The 18,199-nt window shown below is 71.3% G+C and carries 14 protein-coding genes and 2 pseudogenes; 12 read left to right on the top strand and 4 right to left on the bottom strand.

The genetic code is table 11. From position 1 onward, the window contains the following. Positions 1 to 223 precede the first annotated feature (223 nt). Positions 224 to 1,404, top strand: a protein-coding gene (locus tag LG396_RS26520) for an IS3 family transposase (protein WP_225796680.1) whose coding sequence is annotated in 2 segments (ribosomal slippage) — positions 224 to 508 and positions 511 to 1,404 — 1,179 coding nt in all. Because the reading frame shifts where the segments join, the coding sequence is not laid out codon by codon here. 184 nt (positions 1,405 to 1,588) lie between these two features. On the opposite strand, the gene LG396_RS26515 is transcribed toward LG396_RS26520, so the two are convergent. After that, a complete protein-coding gene (locus LG396_RS26515) occupies positions 1,589 to 1,849 on the bottom strand; it encodes a DUF6192 family protein (protein ID WP_225796721.1) in 261 nt (86 codons plus the stop codon). Between the two features lie 336 nt (positions 1,850 to 2,185). On the opposite strand from LG396_RS26515, the gene LG396_RS26510 reads away from it, so the two are divergent. From LG396_RS26510 to LG396_RS26500, 3 genes are all read left to right on the top strand, one after another. Continuing rightward, positions 2,186 to 3,466 carry a nucleotide sugar dehydrogenase gene (locus tag LG396_RS26510; protein WP_225796679.1) on the top strand — a complete coding sequence of 427 codons (1,281 nt, stop codon included), beginning with the start codon at positions 2,186 to 2,188 and terminating at the stop codon, positions 3,464 to 3,466. Continuing rightward, positions 3,463 to 4,866, top strand: a complete 1,404-nt coding sequence (locus LG396_RS26505) for a glycosyltransferase family 2 protein (protein ID WP_225796678.1) — start codon at positions 3,463 to 3,465, stop codon at positions 4,864 to 4,866. The genes LG396_RS26510 and LG396_RS26505 overlap by 4 nt, the downstream gene beginning before the upstream one ends. A gap of 91 nt (positions 4,867 to 4,957) precedes the next feature. Then, complete coding sequence (locus LG396_RS26500) at positions 4,958 to 6,415, top strand: polysaccharide deacetylase family protein (protein WP_225796677.1); 1,458 nt, start codon at positions 4,958 to 4,960, stop codon at positions 6,413 to 6,415. Here the strand turns inward: LG396_RS26500 and LG396_RS26495 are convergent. Continuing rightward, positions 6,408 to 6,821 carry a transposase gene (locus LG396_RS26495; RefSeq protein WP_225796676.1) on the bottom strand — a complete coding sequence of 138 codons (414 nt, stop codon included), beginning with the start codon at positions 6,819 to 6,821 and terminating at the stop codon, positions 6,408 to 6,410. The two genes, LG396_RS26500 and LG396_RS26495, sit on opposite strands and share 8 nt — an antisense overlap. A 67-nt stretch (positions 6,822 to 6,888) precedes the next feature. Further along, positions 6,889 to 7,071 (bottom strand): annotated as a pseudogene (locus LG396_RS26490) (NF041680 family putative transposase); the annotation flags it as partial. A gap of 388 nt (positions 7,072 to 7,459) precedes the next feature. Between LG396_RS26490 and abc-f the strand changes: the two are divergent. The 5 genes and pseudogenes from abc-f to LG396_RS26465 all read left to right on the top strand — a co-directional run bounded on the left by abc-f (position 7,460) and on the right by LG396_RS26465 (position 12,856). Beyond that, entirely contained in the window at positions 7,460 to 9,094 is a 1,635-nt protein-coding gene (gene abc-f / locus LG396_RS26485; protein ID WP_225796675.1) for a ribosomal protection-like ABC-F family protein, read from the top strand. A gap of 81 nt (positions 9,095 to 9,175) precedes the next feature. After that, the gene (locus LG396_RS26480; protein ID WP_225796674.1) at positions 9,176 to 10,846 is read left to right on the top strand and encodes an ABC-F family ATP-binding cassette domain-containing protein; all 1,671 of its coding nucleotides are present in this window, start codon (positions 9,176 to 9,178) and stop codon (positions 10,844 to 10,846) included. Between the two features lie 356 nt (positions 10,847 to 11,202). After that, positions 11,203 to 12,036, top strand: coding sequence for an oxidoreductase (locus LG396_RS26475; RefSeq protein WP_225796673.1), 834 nt, complete (start codon positions 11,203 to 11,205; stop codon positions 12,034 to 12,036). Positions 12,037 to 12,063: 27 nt separating this feature from the next. After that, positions 12,064 to 12,246: pseudogene (locus tag LG396_RS39810) on the top strand (hypothetical protein); the annotation flags it as partial. A 118-nt stretch (positions 12,247 to 12,364) separates the two neighbouring features. After that, positions 12,365 to 12,856, top strand: a complete 492-nt coding sequence (locus LG396_RS26465) for an SDR family NAD(P)-dependent oxidoreductase (RefSeq protein ID WP_263979623.1) — start codon at positions 12,365 to 12,367, stop codon at positions 12,854 to 12,856. Positions 12,857 to 13,965: 1,109 nt separating this feature from the next. Here the strand turns inward: LG396_RS26465 and LG396_RS26455 are convergent. Then, positions 13,966 to 14,553 (bottom strand): hypothetical protein, encoded by a 588-nt coding sequence (locus tag LG396_RS26455; protein ID WP_225796671.1) that lies wholly within the window; start codon positions 14,551 to 14,553, stop codon positions 13,966 to 13,968. Between the two features lie 664 nt (positions 14,554 to 15,217). Here LG396_RS26455 and LG396_RS26450 point away from each other — a divergent pair. The 3 genes from LG396_RS26450 (at position 15,218) to LG396_RS26440 (ending at position 18,064) form a co-directional block, all read left to right on the top strand. Further along, positions 15,218 to 15,628 carry a hypothetical protein gene (locus LG396_RS26450; RefSeq protein WP_225796670.1) on the top strand — a complete coding sequence of 137 codons (411 nt, stop codon included), beginning with the start codon at positions 15,218 to 15,220 and terminating at the stop codon, positions 15,626 to 15,628. Continuing rightward, complete coding sequence (locus tag LG396_RS26445; protein ID WP_225796669.1) at positions 15,604 to 16,080, top strand: site-specific integrase; 477 nt, start codon at positions 15,604 to 15,606, stop codon at positions 16,078 to 16,080. Before LG396_RS26450 ends, LG396_RS26445 begins: the two co-directional genes overlap by 25 nt. Before the next feature lie 895 nt (positions 16,081 to 16,975). Continuing rightward, positions 16,976 to 18,064, top strand: coding sequence for a PP2C family protein-serine/threonine phosphatase (locus tag LG396_RS26440; RefSeq protein ID WP_225796668.1), 1,089 nt, complete (start codon positions 16,976 to 16,978; stop codon positions 18,062 to 18,064). Positions 18,065 to 18,199: the final 135 nt, after the last annotated feature.

Here is an 18,199-nt window from a genome sequence, read left to right as displayed (position 1 = left end):
TCGCGTCGTGCGGTGGCGGGACACACTCTGGCCGCGCTACGGGCCGGCGCGTGTGGACACCCTTCAGGGATCACTGAAACGGGTGGCGACGGCTTCGCCGTAGACGGCGAGGGCGCGGCAGCGGCGGCGACCTCATCGACGTCCTCGTCATCGCCTGGGACTGCTGCAGGGTCGGGTGACACCTGACCTGGCTTGCTGAGAGGCGGCCTGGAAGGATGTCGCAGTGCCCAAGCCGTATCCGAAGGAGTTCCGCGAGGACGTCGTACGGGTCGCCCGCAACCGCGAGCCCGGCGTCACGCTGGAACAGATCGCCACCGACTTCGGGGTCCACCCGATCACGCTCGCGAAGTGGCTGCGCCGCGCAGACACCGATGAGGGCACCAGGCCCGGGACGACATCGAAGGAGTCGGCGGAGCTGCGCGAGGCCCGCAAGCGGATCCGGCTGCTGGAGCAGGAGAACGAGGTGCTCAGGAGGGCCGCGGCGTATCTGTCGCAGGCGAGTCTGCCGGCAAAATGATGTACCCGCTCGTCCGCGAGCTGGCCGCCGCCGATGCCCGGGTGCGGGTGCCTGTGGCGGTGACGTGCCGGGTGCTGAAGCTGGCCCGTCAGCCCTACTACCGGTGGCTGGCCCGGCCGGTCACCGACGCCGAACGGACCGCCGCCTATCGGGCCAACGCCCTGTTCGACGCGCATCGCGATGACCCCGAGTTCGGCCACCGCTTCCTCCTCGACGAAGCGCGGGCCGCGGGTCATGTGATGGCCGAGCGGACCGCCTGGCGGATCTGCCGGGACAACCGATGGTGGAGCGCCTTCGGCAAGCGAAGGGGCCGCGGCAAGAACGCCAAGGCCGGGCCGCCGGTGCACGATGACCGGGTGCGGCGTGACTTCACCGCCGACGCGCCCAACCGGCTGTGGCTCACGGACATCACCGAGCACCCGACCGGTGAGGGCAAGCTGTATCTGTGCGCGGTCAAGGACGTCTACTCCGGCCGCATCGTGGGCTACTCCATCGACGGCCGGATGAAGTCCCGGCTCGCGGTGGCCGCGCTTCAGTCCGCGGCGGCCCGCCGCGGCCAGGTGACCGGGTGCATCGTGCATTCCGATCGCGGATCGCAGTTTCGGTCACGCAAGGTCGCCGCCGTGCTCACCCGGCACGGCCTGGTCGGCTCCATGGGGCGGGTCGGGGCGGCCGGCGACAACGCCGCGATGGAGAGCTTCTTCGCGCTGCTTCAGAAGAACGTCCTCGACCGCCGCAGCTGGGCCACCCGGCAGGAGTTGCGGATCGCGATCGTGACCTGGATCGAACGCACCTACCACCGGCGCCGTCGCCAGCGACGCCTGGGCCGATTGACCCCTGTCGAGTACGAGACCATCATGACCCCACCCGCAGCGCTCGCTGCATAAACCCCTGTCACCAACCCGTGCAGCAGTCCCCCTACAGGGTTGTCCTGGCTGCGTACGCGACCACAAGAAGCAGCACTCCCCGACCGCCCCAACACCGGGGATCCGGCAGCCTGTTTCTGTAACCGCGGCATTCGGAGCTCGGTCAGAGTTGCTTACTGCACTGGTTGCGCAGTTCGAAGTTGCGCTACCTCCAGCGCGTCTTCGCGCGATCGGGCTGACATACGCGGTCCACGCATACGACCAGCGCAGGAACTCGACGGTGTACCTCCTCGTTGCAGGTCAGGTGCTGGACCGCGCGGACCCGCTCGGCAGCCGGCAGGACGGAAGCGGTCTGCGGACGGCTCAGCAGACTGGCCGCGGCCGGCGCCGCGACCTCGTCATCGCGGGTGAGGTCCTTGACCGCCCGGGCCTTCTCGCTTCCCCGCCTTACCGAGTGCCCAGGAATGGAACCGCAAGAGCCCCGTCATGCCCACCGACCAGATCGGACGCTGGACCAGCGTCGATGACTCCGCCAACCTCACGGAGGATGGCGGCCTGGATACCGCGCTGGCGTGCAGCTTGCACGCGCTCAGCGAGGTCTCCCAGGGTGTCGAGCGGGCCCCGGCCGCCGCGCGGCTGATCGTCGCCCCGCCCGGACGGTACCCCGCTGGGCGTGCTGGCCCTCGACGCCCAGGACGCCGGGATCGAAGCGACAAATACCCCTATCTAGGAATCTCTGCCGGTATGTTCTACGCAAAGGACACACTCGGACAATTCCTCTTCGCCGGCGGGTGGGCTCACCATGCGATGGTCTTCCGGAACGGTGGCGGTCGTCGGGCTCGGCTACGTCGGCCTGCCCACCGCGCTCGCGCTGCTCGCCGTCGGAGCGCCGGTTATCGGCCTCGACAGCGACCCGGGCCGGCTCGCCGACATCAGGCGCGGCCGGGTAGATCTGCTGCCCGAGGACCGGGACCGGCTCACCGCGCACGCCGGCGGCCCGTCGTTCGACCTCACTACCGACCCCGCCCGGCTGGCCGGTGCGGACGCCGTTGTCATCTGCGTCCCCACGCCCGTCGACGCCCACCGGCTGCCCGATCTGCGGGCGCTGAAGGCCGCCTGCGCCGCGGCCGTCGCCCACGCCCACCCCGGCCAGACCCTCGTCCTGGCCTCCACCAGTTGGGTCGGCACCACCCGCGAGCTGCTCCTGCGCCCTCTCGAAGCCCGCGGGCTCAGCCCCGCGCACGACGTCTTCGTCGCCTGCGCCCCCGAGCGCATCGATCCGGGCAATGTCGGCCGCCCTCAGCGCACCGTCCGGCGCGTTGTCGGCGGCGCGAGCCCCGAGTGCGCCCGCCGCGCCGCCGCGTTCCTCGAACCGGTCGCCGCCGGGGTCCACGTGGTCGGCTCGCCCGAGGCCGCCGAGCTGACCAAGCTCCTGGAGAACACCTTCCGGGCCGTCAACATCGCCCTGGCCAACGAGTTCGCCGACATCGCCGGGCACCTCAGCCTGGACGCCGCGGAGATCGTGGACGCCGCCGCCACCAAGCCCTACGGCTTCCTGCCCTTCCAGCCCGGCCCGGGGGCCGGCGGCCACTGTATTCCCTGCGACCCGCACTACCTGCTGTGGCAGCTGCGCGGCGGGCGGGTGGCGGCGCCGGTGACCGAGACCGCGATGGCCGCGCTCGCCGCCCGGCCGCACACCGTCGCCTGCCGGGCCCTGGACCTGCTCGCCGAGCGCAGCGCAGCGCCTGGCGGCGGCGTGCCCCGCGGCGCGCGCGTGCTGCTGGCCGGCGTGGCGTACAAGCCGGGCGTCGCGGACTGCCGCGAGTCGCCCGCGCTCGCGATCATGGCCGACCTCGCCGAGGCCGGCGCCGACGTCGCGTACACCGATCCGCTGGTCCCCGAACTCCGCCTGGGCACCCGGCTGCTGCACAGCCACCCGGACCCGGGCGGCGCCCGATGGGACCTGGTCCTTGTGCACACCCTGCACCCCGGACAGGACACCGGCTGGCTCCATGCCCAGCCGGGTCCCGTCCTCGACGCCACCTACCGGTTCGACAGCCTCAAGCACAGGTACCTCGTATGAAGGCCACCACCCGGCCGGCGACCGCCGACCCCAGCGTCCGCCATGCGCTGCGCCGCCTGGTCACCCTGCTCGCTCTCACCCCGCTGCTGGTACTCCTCGCCACCCGGGCGCCCGGACTCAGCCGCGCGCCCCTGCTGCTCGGCTACGGCTTCCTCGTGCTGGCGGGCACCACCGCCATGCTGTTCATCGCCTACGCCCACTACGACGATCCCGCGGAGGGACCCCTCCGCCACCGCCCCCGGAACGCCGCCGACTTCCCCGCTCTGCCGGCCCGCCCCCGGGTGAGCTTCCTCCTCGCCGTCAAGGACGAGGAGGACCGCATCGAGGCGTGCGTACGCTCCATGATCGCCGGCGACCACCCCGACACCCAGGTCATCGTGGTCGACGACGCCTCCACCGACCGCACCCCGGCCATCCTGCGCGCCCTCGCCGCCGAACTTCCCGTCCGCGTTGTCTGCCTGGATGCGAACGTCGGCAAGAAACGCGCCCTGGTCCGCGCCGCGGCCCTGGCCGACGGCGACGTGCTCGCCTTCACCGACTCCGACTGCGTACTCGCCCCCGACGCACTCTCCCGCTGCGTCGCTGCCCTGGTCGCGCACCCCGAACTCGGCGCCGTCGGCGGGCACGCCCGCGCCCTCAACGCCGACGACACCCTCCTCACCCGCATCCAGGACGTCTGGTACGAGGGCCAGTTCCGCATCGCCAAGGCCGCCGAGGCCGTCTTCGGCGCCGTCACCTGCATCTCCGGCCCGCTGGCCGTCTTCCGCCGCGACGCGGTCTACAACTACCTGCCCGCCTGGGCCGACGACCGCTTCCTCGGCCGCGACTTCCGCTTCGCCACCGACCGCCAGCTCACCGGCTACGTCCTCGGCCAGCGCCGGCTGGGCCGCCGCCTCAAGGAACGGCACGCCGACTCGCCGTTCGTCACCGCCGCCGACCACCCCGAGCTGCCCTGGCGCACCGGCTACGTCCGCTCCGCCGCCGTGCACACCACCGTGCCCGCCCGCTTCCGCCCGTTCCTGCGCCAGCAGGTCCGCTGGAAGAAGAGCTTCATCCGCAACATCTTCTTCACCGGCACCTTCATCTGGCGCTGCGGCCCCGGCGCCGCCGCCCTCTACTACGGGCACGTGCTCTGGGTCCTGGTCGCCCCCGTCATGGCCGTCCGCCACCTGATCTGGGCGCCGCTGACCGGCGCCGCGGTGCTCACCCTCCTCTATCTCGCGGGCATCCTGCTCAAGGGCGCGGTGTGGGGTGCCGCGTTCCGCCTCGACCACCCGGGCAGCACCCGCTGGCGCTACCGGCCGCTGATGAGCCTCCTCTCCGCGACCCTGCTGTCCTGGCTGCTGGCGTGGTCGCTGCTCACCATCCGGCGCGGCGTCTGGTCGAGGAGCGCCACATGAACCGGCTCCCCGGGGCCCTGGCCGCGACCGTCACCGCCCTGGTCCTGGCCGCGCTCTACCTGCTGGTCCTCGGCCGCGGCCGGTGGCCGCAGTGGCCCGGGCTGTGAATGCCCGGCTGGCCCGGGCGGGCCTCGGTCTGCTGACCGCCGCCGTGCTGGCCGCGCCGTTCGCCGCCGCCTGGCACCTGCAGGAGGGCACCGGCCAGGTCGCCGCGCAGCACGCCGCGCCCACCGCCGGGGCGGCACCCGGGCAGATGGCCGCATGGCGGGAGCTGGGCGTCGGCCTGCCGGACCGCGCCGCGCCGGTCGTCCTCGCCTACCACGACATCAAGCCCGGCTCTGGCAGCCGCTACACCGTCGCCCCGAAACGCTTCGACGCCCACCTGAGCGCACTGCGCGCGGCGGGCTACCGGACGCTGACCGCCCGCGAGTTCGCCACCTACGTGGCGGGCGGGCCGGTGCCGCCACGCTCCGTCCTGCTCACCTTCGACGACGGCACCAAGGGCCTATGGGTGCATGCCGACCGCATCCTCGCCCGGCACCGCATGCACGGCTCGGCGTTCCTCATCACCGGCCGGGTCGGCGACCCCCGCCCCTACTACCTGACCTGGACGGAGGTCTCCCGCATGCGGCAGAGCGGGCGCTGGGACCTGCAGAGCCACAGCCACGACCTGCACCACCGGCGCGGTGCCGCGGCGACCTCCCCGAGCGCGGCCCGGCGGGACCTGGAACGTTCATTGGCCGCGTTCGCCGAGCACGGCCTGCCGCGCCCCGTGCTGTTCTCCTACCCCTTCTCCGAGACCCGTGGCTTCGCCGACGAGGTCGTCGGCCGGCTGTTCACCGCCGCCCTCACCAACCGCAGCGCCACCCCGCTCCCGCCCAGCCGGCGGGCCGCCGCCGCGGGCCGGTTCGAACGCCTGGAGGTGCTGTCCGGCACCACGGCCGGCGCACTGGTCCGCGAGGTCGCGCGGCGCACACCGCGGCCGCCCGAGGCCGAGCCGCTGGCCGCACGCCACGACTGGCGCTCAGTAGACCGCCGCCCCCTGGACCCCGGTGACTTCCCGTTCAACGGCGCGCGCCGACCGCGCGAGGGCGACTACCAGTACGCGGAGTACACCCCGCACGCCACCGCGGACTGGGACCACTACACGGTGCGGGCGGACGTCACCGGCCTGGCGCCGGAGGGCGCGACGTTCGGCCTCACCGCCCGGGTCGGCGGGACGCCGATGCAGGTGCGGATCTCCTACGGCCGGGCCCGGCTGGCCGGGGACGGGCAGGTGGTGGCCGAGCGCGAGCTCCCCGGCGCGGAGGTGCACCGGATCGAACTGACGGTCAGCGGCAGGCGGGCGGCCCTGCGGGTCGACGGCGCGGTCACCCTGACCACCACGGTCCCCGGCCCGGTGGCCACCGGCGGCATCGCCGTCTCCGCGTCCCGCCCCGACCGCGACACCCCCTGGCCAGTGGTCACCGCGCTGCGCGTCGGCCGATGTGCAGGGGGCTGCGCCGGGGGTGACGATCTACAGGGGCTCCAGCGTCAGGTAGTCAGATGAGTCGGCGCCAGCAAACGCACCCGGCCACGCCGTCGACGGCGTCGGGGACCCGCCGACCGGCTCGAAACCCAGACGCTCGGACAGCCGCCTCGACTCGCCGACCCGCTCGGCCCGGCCGGTTCCCTTTTTTCAGGATCTCGATCGTCCTGGCCTGGTCGGTGGCGAGCTTGCGCAGCCGCTTGAGTTCCTCCCGCTCGACCGCGTCCGGTCCGCTACCGGCGGCCACCGGCGCGCCCGCAGCGGCTTGCCCGACACCGCTGGCCTTCTTCACCCAGCCCCGCAGGCTCTCCGAGGTGATGTGGAGTTCCGGGGCGACCTCAGTCACCGTCCGGCCCGGGGAGGCCACAAGCGCGATGGCGTCCCGCTTGAACTCCTCCGAGTACCGCTTCGTGTACTTGCTTCCCACCTGGCACTGCTTCCTCTGGGCTCACACGTCCCAGTCTCCAGGTGTCCATGATCAAGGGGAAGCTTCAGTTCCTGGCGCCGAGTGGTCGTCCGGGGCCGGCGCCGCGGGGTTGGGGACACGGGCCGGGCAGGCGAGGTGAGCGCGGATGTTCCTGAACCCCCGGCGGGACCCGGGCGGGGGTGAGCCGGCCGGGGGCGGTGGGCTTCTCCCAGGGCCGGCGGAGGTCCGTGGCGAGAGGGCGACAGCGACGCCGGTTGGCACGGACGGGATCGGGACCGATCTTGCGAGGACCCGGCTCCGTGGCTGCGGCTGCCCACCGGCCTGGCTCCATAGTCGGCGGGGCTCGTACGGCATCACCGCTATGCCCCAGAACATACGAGTGGCCGGCCCCGCCGCGAAGGACGGCCGCCCCGGTGACGGGTACGTCGGCTGTTAGCCTGTGAGGGACGTGGACTGTGTATTGAGGAGTCGCAGACGTGGTGGGTGAAGACGACATCTCGGGGTGAGACCCGGATCTGACGGCCACCGGCCGGCGCTCAGGAGCGCTGCCGAGGTGGTCCGTTTCGTCGCGCCCGCTTCCCTGTCTGTCTCAGGGCGGGACTCTCCGCTCCGCCCTCTGTACCTTTGAGGTCGTCTCCATGTCCGACGCCGCCATCGTCTGCTCAAATCTCTCCTTCGCCTGGCCGGACGACACTCCGGTCTTCCACGGCCTGTCCTTCACCGTGAACCCGGGCCGTACCGGCCTGGTCGCCCCCAACGGCTGCGGCAAGAGCACCCTGCTCAAGCTGATCGCGGGCGAACTGCGGCCTGCCACCGGTTCGGTCTCGGTGAGCGGCACGCTGGGCTACCTCCCGCAGAGCCTCCCCCTCACCGGCGACCTGACGGTCGGAGAGGTGCTCGGCATCGCCGACGTGATCCGCGCCCTGGACGCCGTCGAGTCCGGGGACGTGAGCGAGGAGCACTTCACCACCATCGGTGACGACTGGGACATCGAGGAACGCACTCGTGCCCAGCTCGACCGCCTGGGCCTTGCCGACCTCACCCTGGACCGCGTGCTCAGCACGCTCAGCGGCGGCCAGGTCGTCGCCCTCGGCCTCGCCGCCCAACTGCTCAAGCGCCCCGACGTCCTGCTGCTCGACGAACCCACCAACAACCTCGACACCGAGGCCCGGCACAAGCTCTACGACGTGCTCACAGACTTCCACGGCTGTCTGCTGCTGGTCAGCCACGACCGCGCGCTGCTGGACCGCATGGAGCGAATCGCCGAACTCGGCAGCGACGAACTGCGCCAGTACGGCGGCGACTTCACGGAGTACGAGGAGTCCGTGCGCGCCGAGCAGGAGGTCGCCGAGAAGAACGTCCGCAACGCCGAACAGGAGCTGAAGCGGGAGAAGCGGGAGATGCAGCAGGCCCGCGAACGCGCCGAGCGCCGGGCGAGCAACGCCGCCAAGAACCTCAAGAACGCCGGTCTGCCGAAGATCTTCGCCGGCAACATGAAGCGCGGCGCGCAGGAGGCGGCGGGCAAGTCCGGCACGATGCACGCCTCCCGGGTCAGCGAGGCCAAGGCCCGCCTCGACGAGGCCGGCCGGGCACTGCGCGACGAGCAGCGCCTCACCCTGGAACTGCCCGACACCCGGGTGCCCGCCGGGCGCAACCTCTTCCTCGGCGAGGGGATGCAGGTCCGGCTCGGCGACCGGGACGTGTTCGCCGCGGGCGGTGTCGACCTGAGCATCCGCGGTCCCGAACGCATCGCGCTGACCGGTCCCAACGGCGCCGGCAAGACCACCCTGATGCGGCTGGTCACCGGCGATCTCTCCCCGGACGCCGGGGAGATCAAGCGCAACGACGGCCGTATCGCCTACCTCTCGCAGCGCCTGGACCTGCTGGACCTGGACCGCACCGTCGCGGAGAACTTCACCGACTTCGCCCCGGAACGGGCCGAGTCGGAGCGGATGAACCTGCTCGCCCGCTTCCTGTTCCGCGGCGCCCGCGCACACCTGCCGGTCGGGGTGCTCTCCGGCGGCGAGCGGCTGCGCGCCACGCTGGCCTGCGTGCTGTGCGCGGAACCGGCGCCCCATCTGCTGCTCTTGGACGAGCCGACCAACAACCTCGACCTGGTCAGCGCCGGCCAGCTGGAGAGCGCGCTCAACTCCTACCAGGGCGCGTTCATGGTGATCAGCCACGACGAGCGGTTCCTCGCCGAGATCGGGGTGAACCGCTGGCTGCGGCTGTCCGACGGGGCGCTCAAGGAGACCGGAGCCCTCGCGGTGTGAGCCTCCGGCGCGTGCAGTGGCCCGCGTCCGAGGCCGTGCGCCCGGCGGGGCCGACCCACCGACCACCCGGGACGGATCCCTGTGCCCCAACCCGCTCTGCTCGCCCACGACATCGTCCGCTCCCTCGGGGGCCGGCGAGTCCTCGACGGCGTTTCCCTCACCGCCTCCCCAGGCCACCGCATCGGCCTGATCGGGGAGAACGGCGTCGGCAAGTCCACCCTGCTGCGGCTCCTGGCAGGCGTGGACGAACCCGACTCGGGAAGCGTCACCCGTCCCGAGGGCCTCGGGTTCCTCCATCAGGAGATGCCGTTCGAGCCCGGCATCGCCGTCGCCGAGGTGCTGGACGAGGCGCTGCGCGAGGCCCGGGAGGACCTCGCGGAACTCGACCGGCTCGGCGAGGAACTCGCCCGCGTCCCGGAGGACGATCCAGGCCAGGAGCTGCTGGACGCCTACAGCAGGCGGCTGGAGCAGGCCCAGGACCGGGAGTCCTGGGACGCCGACCGCCGCGCCGCGCTCGTACTGGAGGGCCTGGGACTCGGCACGTTCGACCCCGGGCGCACGCTCGGTTCACTCTCCGGCGGGCAGCGCGGCCGGCTCGCCCTGGCCGCGCTGCTCGTACGGCGTCCGCCGGCGCTGCTCCTCGACGAGCCGACCAACCACCTCGACGACGGCGCCGCCGCCTTCCTGGAGGAGCAGGTGCGCACACTGCCCGGAACCGTGGTGATGGCCAGCCACGACCGGGCGTTCCTCGACGCCGTCTGCACCGATCTGGTCGACCTCGACCCGGCGGTGGAGGGCCCGGTCCGCTACGGCGGGAACTACAGCGCATACCTGTCCGAACAGCGCGCCGGGCGCGCGCGCTGGGAGCGGCGGTACACCGAGGAGCAGGAGGAACTGGCGCTGCTGCGGCAGTCGGCGGGCGTGAGCGCGCACCGGGTCGCGCCGGACCGGGGCCGCACAGACCACGAGAAGATGGGGTATGGCCATCGGGCGGGCCGGGTGCAGAACCAGATCTCCCGCCGGGTGCGCAACGCCACCCGGCGGCTGGAGGAGCTGGAGCGCGTCCAGGTTGCCGAGCCGCCGCGCCCGCTGCGCTTCGCGGCGGGGGAGCTGGCCGCACGAATCCAGGACGCCGACGAGCCACTGGTGTCCCTGCGCGGCGTGCGGGTGCCGGGGCGGCTGGTACTGGACGACCTGGAGGTGCCGGCCTGTGACCGGCTCCTGGTGACCGGCGGCAACGGCGCCGGCAAGTCGACACTGCTCGCCGTGCTCGCCGGGCGGCTCGCGGCCGCGGGCGAGGTGCGCCGGCGGCGCGGGCTGACGGCATCACTGCTCACCCAGGACACCGTCTTTGAACGGCCTGGGCGCACGGTCCGGGGCCTCTACGAGGAGACGCTGGGCGCGGCACGGGCCGAGAAGGTGCCGCTGGGCTCCCTCGGTCTGCTGCACGAGGCGGATCTGGACAGACCGGTCGGCCGGCTCTCCGTGGGACAGCGCCGCCGGCTCGCGCTGGCCCTGCTGGTGGCGCGCCCGCCGCAGCTCCTGCTGCTCGACGAACCCACCAACCACCTCTCCCCCCGGCTCTGCGACGAACTGGAGGAGGCCCTGGGCCCCGGCCCCGGCGCGATCGTCGTGGCGAGCCACGACCGCTGGCTGCGCCGACGGTGGCAGGGCCGCACCCTCCGGCTGGAACCGGACCGCACCGGACGGGAGGACGGAGAACCGGCTGACCCGAAGCCCTGCCCCGGGTGATGACCTGCGGAGACGCGCAGGATGCCGTAGGTTCGTCGACACGCCGGAAGGAGACCGGACCGTCCGAAGCGGTGACGATCCTCGCGTCGCCCGGGGGTCACCTGTTACGACTCCTACGCGGTTTTCCCGCCCTCGGCCCAAAGGCCGCCGGAGACGGACCGGTGTGGGTGTGTGACAGATCCGTCCGATGACTTACATCGGGGAGCCGGGTGCGGTCGCGACACGAACAAGTCGAAGTCAGATGACGGACGTCTTTCGCGGGATCATCTCCGACATTGGTAGCTAACTGGCTGATATCAGGCTTGTTCCGCTCTTCCCGGTGCGGGACATCACCAATGAAGATCGAAGGACAGGACATGTCTCGTACATGGTTGATCACCGGCGCCTCCCGTGGATTCGGGCGTGCCCTGGCGGAAGCGGTCCTGGCGGCCGGTGAGCGGTTGGTGGCCACCGCCCGCCGTCCCGAGCGGCTGGCCGAGCTCGTCTCCCGCTACGGCGACCGGGTGGTGCCGGTGGCCCTGGACGTCACCGATGTCGCAGCCGCCCAGCGCGCGGTCCAGTCGGGCGTCGATGCCTTCGGCCGCCTGGACGTGATCGTCAACAACGCCGGCTACGCCAACAGCGGCCCGATCGAGGAGATGACCGAGGAGGACTTCCGCGCCCAGTTCGAGGCGAACTTCTTCGGGGTCGTCAACGTGACCCGGGCCGCCCTCCCCGTCCTGCGCGAGCAGCGCTCGGGAACCTTCGTGCAGTTCTCCTCCCTCGGCGGCCGGGTCGGCGGCACTCCGGGCATGGGCGCCTACCAGAGCGCCAAGTTCGCGGTGGAGGGCTTCTCCGAGGTGCTGGCCAACGAGGTCGCCCCGTTCGGGGTCAAGGTCGTCATCGTCGAGCCGGGCGCCTTCCGCACCGACTGGCAGGGCTCGTCGATGGAATTGCACGCCGTGGGTCCCGACTACGAGGAGACCGTCGGCGCCATGAACAAGTACCGGGCCGAGAGCAACGGCAACCAGCCCGGCGACCCGGTGCGCGCCGCCCAGGTCCTCCTCGACGTCGTCGGCGACGACGATCCGCCGCGCCGGCTCCTGCTCGGCGCCCAGTCCGTGACCATGGCCCTGGAAGCGGGCGAGGCGCGCGCCGCGGAGACCCGGAAGTGGGCTGCGGCCAGCGGCGCCGCGGACTTCCCCGCGTAGGACCACAGTCTCGCGTGGGGCCGGCCGGTGCGTTCCCACGTCAGGCACTCCGCTCCCCCCGCGCGCCCGCCACCCTTCCCAGGGCCTCGTAAGACCTGGCTCATCACCGGCGCTTCCAGCGGATTGGGCAAGGTCCTGGCCGGACACGTCCTGGCCCACGGCGACCAGGTGGTGGCGACGGCCAGCTCGACCCAGGCCGCCACCGAGCTGGTCTCCCGGTACCCGGAGACCGCGCTGGCGGTACGCCTCGACGTCACCGAGCCGCAGACCGCGAGGCCGCGGTGCGCGCTTCGGTGCGGTCGCCCTCACCCGCGCGGTGCTGCCCGGCATGCGCGCACCTCGCAGCGGCACCATCGTCAACGTTTCTTCCATGGACCGTCTGGCCAGCCTCCCGGCCAACGGCTACTACTCGTCCAGCAAGTTCGCGCTGGAGGGCTTCACCGAGGCGCTCTGGCAGGAGATCGAACACGTCGACCTGCGCGCGGTGATCATCCAGCCCGGTTCGTTCCGTACCGGCATCGAGAACCGGACGAAGGCGTCCGGCGAGGCAATCGCGGACTACGCCGACACGGCCGGTGCCTTCTGCGGCCTGATGGGCAGCCTCGCCCCGGAAATGTTCCCCGGCGACCCGGAGCGGGCCGCCGGGGCGATCTACGAGGTCGCGACCGCGCCGCAGACGCCCCACTGGGTCGTCCTGGGCAGCAGCGCCCAGCGTCGCATCGGCGTCAAGCTGGAACAGCTCACGGCGGAGTTCGAGGCCGGCAAGGACCGGGCGTACAGCACGGACTTCCCGGGCGCTGCCGACAACGCGGTGCTCTGAGACCCCGCCCGTCCGACTCGCAGGATCGTCATGAGCAGGGTCTGGTTGATCACGGGGAGTTCGCATGGAATCCGGTTGCCCGGCCTTGGCGTTCTTGCCGCGGCCCTTTCGCTTGCCGATGACGCTCCACCAGCCGTTTTCCCGGCAGATCCGCCAGGCGGTCCGCTCAGCCATCGCCTCGCCTGCGGCACGGGCCTCGTCGAGCAGGAACCGGTGCCCGAACTCGGGATCGTCACGGTGTGCGTCGGACAACGCGTCGACCCGGTATGCCTCGGCCGGCTCGACGCCGGTGACCGGCCGGGCCGGCCACCGGTAGCAGGGCTGGCGGGCCAGCCCCAGCACCCGGCACGTCACCGCCACGGGCACGATAAGGGGCATCAGCGGCGCAACCTCGTCCACCGCCTTCCGGGGCCGCCGTGCTGCGGCCTCCCTCTTCGGCGGCGCAACCGAGACGGGGTCCTTCAGGTACTTGCCGACCGTCCGCCGGTTCAGCCCCGTCTCCCGCGCGATCTCCCGCAAGCCCATCGCACCGGACTCATCCAGCGGACGAACCCGCCTCAACTCAGCCATCGATGTGGATCCAGCACCATCACCAGCCGCCTCCCTGCCACCCCGAACCGACAGCAGCGGACTCACGGCCCTCACCCGTCACCACACCGAGAACGGTGCACGTTCCTCCGTACGAAGTGGCGCACGTTCACTTGTACGCCGACAAGCGACGACGATGACCCTGCGCAGCACGCTGCAGATGACGCGGACGTTGTCGCTGTCGTCGGCTTACAGCGGCCAACGCAATACGGTGGATCGGTCCTGGCCGCCGTGTCCAGGGCGGGAGTTGAGCGTTCGGTGCGGTGTGCGACGGCCGCGGCACCCCACCGGGTCGCGGCCGTCCGGGTCAGCACCGCGGCAGCAGTACGGATAGCGAGGTGCCCTGGCCGGGTTGGTGGCGGTCATACCATCGGTGACGCCGCCGGACCGATGCCGGTTGCTACGAATCGGGAGAGCCCGCTGGACGAAGGCCGGCCCCCACAGCAGAGGAGCCCCGCCGAGGACACGAAGGCCACCGTCTGACCCCGTCAGGGGTCAGTCCCCTTCCGAATGGCGAAGACTCATCGTCGGCGATCACGAGCAGCGGGAGGCGGAGGCGGTGGTGGCGGCGGCGGAATGCGACTCACCCAGGCATTTCGGAAATAGGCGTTGCTCGCCGGGAAGTAGACCAGCACCAGTGCAGGGACGGAGACCGCAAGCGCGACTATGGCCTGCACCGCGTAGACGGGGCCGAACTTCTCGCCCTCGGGGCCGAAGACGTCGTAGGCGTCGGTGAAGCCCAGCCAGCAATAGGGCGTCATCATAAAGAAGACGAGGGCCGTCATGATCGGCGCCCCGATCCGGGCCGACGACCTGCCGCTCCGGGCTCGGAAGGCGAAGAGGAGGTACAGCCCGAGCACCGCCATGTAGTAGTACGTCGCATACGGTGTGGACGGTTCAGATGCACCCGGGGACTCGAACTCAGATCGCTTCAGCGACTCGTCGCTGACGACCACGATGCTGCACAGCACCGTAGCGCCGACCATCAGGCCCCATGCCCACTGCAATTGCCATGGCCGGGAGGGGCCAGCCGGCGGGGGAGGCGCGTAGGGGTTGTGGGGCGGGTAGGCAGGTGGGCCAGTCATGAGCTTCTCCTCGATGCCAGGCATGTGAGGTGCGGAACCTGCCATTCATCGTGCGGCCGGCGCCCCGGGACCCCTCCCTGCCTCCCAGGAGGAGGGCGCCCGCGCACTCGCCTGCCACCGGCGCGGTGCCGGACACCCGCGAAGCACCTCGTCAACCATCTCCACATGCACGCCGAGCAATTGAGCCGGCCGGGCCAGGACGCCGAGGGCGTAGCGTGCCTGCGGGGAGGAGGTGGAGCCGCGCGGGAGTGGCGAAGGGCGGCCGCACCAGCTCCCCTTGGCGTAGGGCGCGCTCGTCGGGGCGCTCCTGGCGGCCGGGCAGACCGACCACGCCAGGGCATACGCCGAACGCGCCACCGCCCTGCTGGCGGGCCGGTCTGCAGGTCGAACAGGGCGCGCGTGCCGACCTCGACGGCTTCCATGACCCGTTCGTCGACCAGGTCGTCACCACCCCCGACGGCTGGCGCGGCGATCTCCCCCACAGCAACTCGCGCAGATCCGGCAGGAGTGGGACAGCGGCGACCAGTCCGCGCCCTTGACCGATCAGGACGGCCGGGGCGTCGATGCCCTCGCCCTGATGCGCGCCCTCACGGCGCGAGACTGACGCCGCGCGCGGCAATCGTGTCTTCTCAGCCATTGCGGGTGCTGAATCGGGCAACTCGGGACGAACAGTGGTGTGCCGTGCGGCGTGCCGCTCGGTGACCAGAAACCGGCGCTCGCCGTCGATGGCTACGATCCGTTCCTCTGCGCGACGCTCAACCACCAGGGCTGCCGCCCCTCCGGCTGGTACGAGATCCGCTCGCTGCTGGCCGGCGCACACCTGTCGTGGACCAGCCGGTTCTTCACCCTGCCGATGGACGAAGGGAACGACCACTCCCCGCGGCCTGTGTTCATCGTCTGTCCGTACCTGGACGCAGTGAACCTGGACCAGGACGGCGGCGACGGCAGGAGCGTGATCACCGAACGGCACTGGCGGGCCGGCCACTCCTCGGTGAAGAACAGCCTCGCGGTACTGGTACGGGTGATGGAGCAGACTGTCCGTGACGGCATGATCGCCCTGAACCCGCCGCGGTCGTGGGCTGGCAGTCGGGATACCTGAAGGCCGAGGACGAACTCGACGACCCGCGCGCCCTGGCCCTCTCCGACTGGGCCGCCCTCACCGCGCTGGCAAGCGCGCTGGTCGAAGCGTCGTTCCAGCAGTTCGCCGGGTGGGGCGATGTGGTGCTCTTTGCCGCATGCACCGCCGCCCGGATCGGCGAGGTCTCCGGTGTCCGCGTGAGGGGCATCGACCCGGTCAACTGGGTCTGGACCGTCCGCCGCCAGACCACCCCTGCCCCGGGCGGACTGATCGACAAGGCAACCGAAGGAAAGATGGCCCGACGCGTCCCGCTGATCGAAGAAGTGCGGCCCATGGTGGCCCAACGCCTCCTGACGGCCGGCCCCGATCCTGATGCCCGGCTCTTCACCGGACCCCGCGGCGGCCGGATCACCACCGCCGTGCTGCGGAACGCCACCCACTGGGACGACGTGGTCACCGAACTCGGCTACTAGCACCTCCACCGGCACGACCTCCGCCACATCGGCCTCACATGGATGGCCGACGCCGGAGTCCCCCTGCACGTGCTGCGGATCGTCGCCGGGTACGGCTCACTGTTGAGCGCACAGCGGTACCTGCGTCCCGATCTCCAGGCCCTGACGCGGGCGGGGCATTCGTTCCGTGCCCATCTGTCGGGTGCGCCTACGGCCTCAAAGACGCTGGCGGCAACACTTCGAGCGTTGTAGGGACCATACAAAGCAGATGTGATCTTGGTCCCCAAGAGAACGCTCTGATCAGGGGTTTTTCCCGGTCCGTGGTCCCCAAGTGGCCCCACGGGCCTGATGTGGGGTCAGATCGATGGGTGTCAGTGAATCGCGAAAGGCCCTCTGATCTGGGATTTCTCCCGCCCAAAAGGGCCTCTTCAGCACCGTCGGGACGGCGGGATTTGAACCCACGACCCCTTGACCCCCAGTCAAGCCATCAGGGTGATTTTTCCGTCAAACAGGGGAAACTTGCCGTGCACTTCGTTCGATTTCGTCTTAGTCGTTCACCAACACGCAGGCCGTGTGATCCCCAAGTGGTCCCCAAGAATGCTTGGGCACCTGACCGCCACCCCTTGTCCAGGGTTTGCCGGAATGCGATAACGCCACCTTATCGCGAGGAGGCGGAAGGGCAGCTGCTGGCGCCGACCGCGGCAGGCCGGCGCCCGGGTGCCGGCCTCCGGCTCCGTGGGACGGCTCGCCGCCGCGCTCGAAGCTGGACGGCTCAGCTCGTGAAGGGTCCATCCGAGGTCGAAACCATCGGGTACGTATCACACACCGGGGATGGTGCAGTTTCTGACAGTATGTACTTCTTGTGGTAGGTGGGCCGGGTGCCGGGAGGAGGTTCGGTGGAGGGATTCCGTTGCGCGTGGTGAAGGTGCCGTGGGTCCTGGCGGCATGCGTTCTGGTGGCCGGTGGACTGCTCACCGCCTTCGCGCCCAAGCCGTACCTGGGGCTCCCTCTGCTGGCGGCTTCGCCCCTGATCGCCGGGGCGCTGCTGTCGTTCCGCTTCGCCGTGTTCTTCGCGTGCGCACCGGTTGCGGCTGCGGCGGGCCTGGACCTCTACCGGGAGCGGTCGATGGCGTCGCTCCTGGTGGATGTAGCGGTGGTCGGTGTGATCGGGGCTCTGGCCCTGCTGGTGAACGTGCTGCTGGAGCGCCAGGGCCGCCGGCTCGCGGACGCGAGGGACGTCGCGGAAGCGGTCCAGTTGGCGGTGCTGCCGCAACCCGCCACCCGGGTCGGGCCTTTGGCGGTTGCTGTCGGCTACACCGCGGCCCAGGCCGAGGCCCGTATCGGCGGTGATCTGTTCGCGGTGCAGGACACCGCCTTCGGCGTCCGCATGATCATCGGGGATGTGCGCGGCAAGGGCCTCCAGGCCATCGCGACGGTGGCGGTGGCGATCGGCGCGTTCCGCCAGGAGGCCGAGTACGCCCCCAACCTCTCCGCCCTGGCCGAACGGATGGACGACGCGCTGTCCAGGGACGCCGGGCGCAGCCTGGAGCCCGGCATCGCCCCCGAGGAGTTCACCACGGCCCTGCTGGCCGAGGTGTCGCCGGAGGGGGACGTGCTGCGGCTGCTCAACCGCGGGCACCCGGCGCCGTACCTGATCCACGCGGGACGGCTGACGAGGCTCGATGCGGCTGTCCCGCAGCTGCCGTTGGGCATGGGGCTCGCCGAGATCGGGCCCTCCGTGGGGACGGGGCATCCTGTCACCGAAGTCATGCCCCTGCCCTCGGGGGCGTCACTGCTGATGGTCACGGACGGTGTCACCGAGGCACGCAACCGCGAGGGCGTCTTCTACGACCCCTGCCGGTCTCGGCTCTTCCGGGCCCGTTTCGACGACCCGGAATCCCTGGTCCGCGCCCTGACGGCGGATGTCCACCGCTGGACCGAGGGCGCGCAGCAGGACGACATGGCCATCCTCGCCGTCACCCGACGAGATGCCGAATCTGCATGACCAGGCTGGTCAGTTGTGTTCCGTGGAGGGGGTGCTCGTCCGGTTTGCTGCGGCGGCAGTGGGGTCATTCACCAGGTGATGTCGGGCAGGTTAACCTCTTCCCGATCTTGGCCGTTGTCGAACGCGACAGGGGTC

The sequence above is a fragment of the Streptomyces aculeolatus genome (assembly GCF_020400605.1).
Taxonomy (GTDB): Bacteria; Actinomycetota; Actinomycetes; order Streptomycetales; family Streptomycetaceae; genus Streptomyces; species Streptomyces aculeolatus.
The sequence above is the reverse complement of the archived record's forward strand: the minus strand, read 5'-3'. Positions and strand labels throughout refer to the sequence as shown.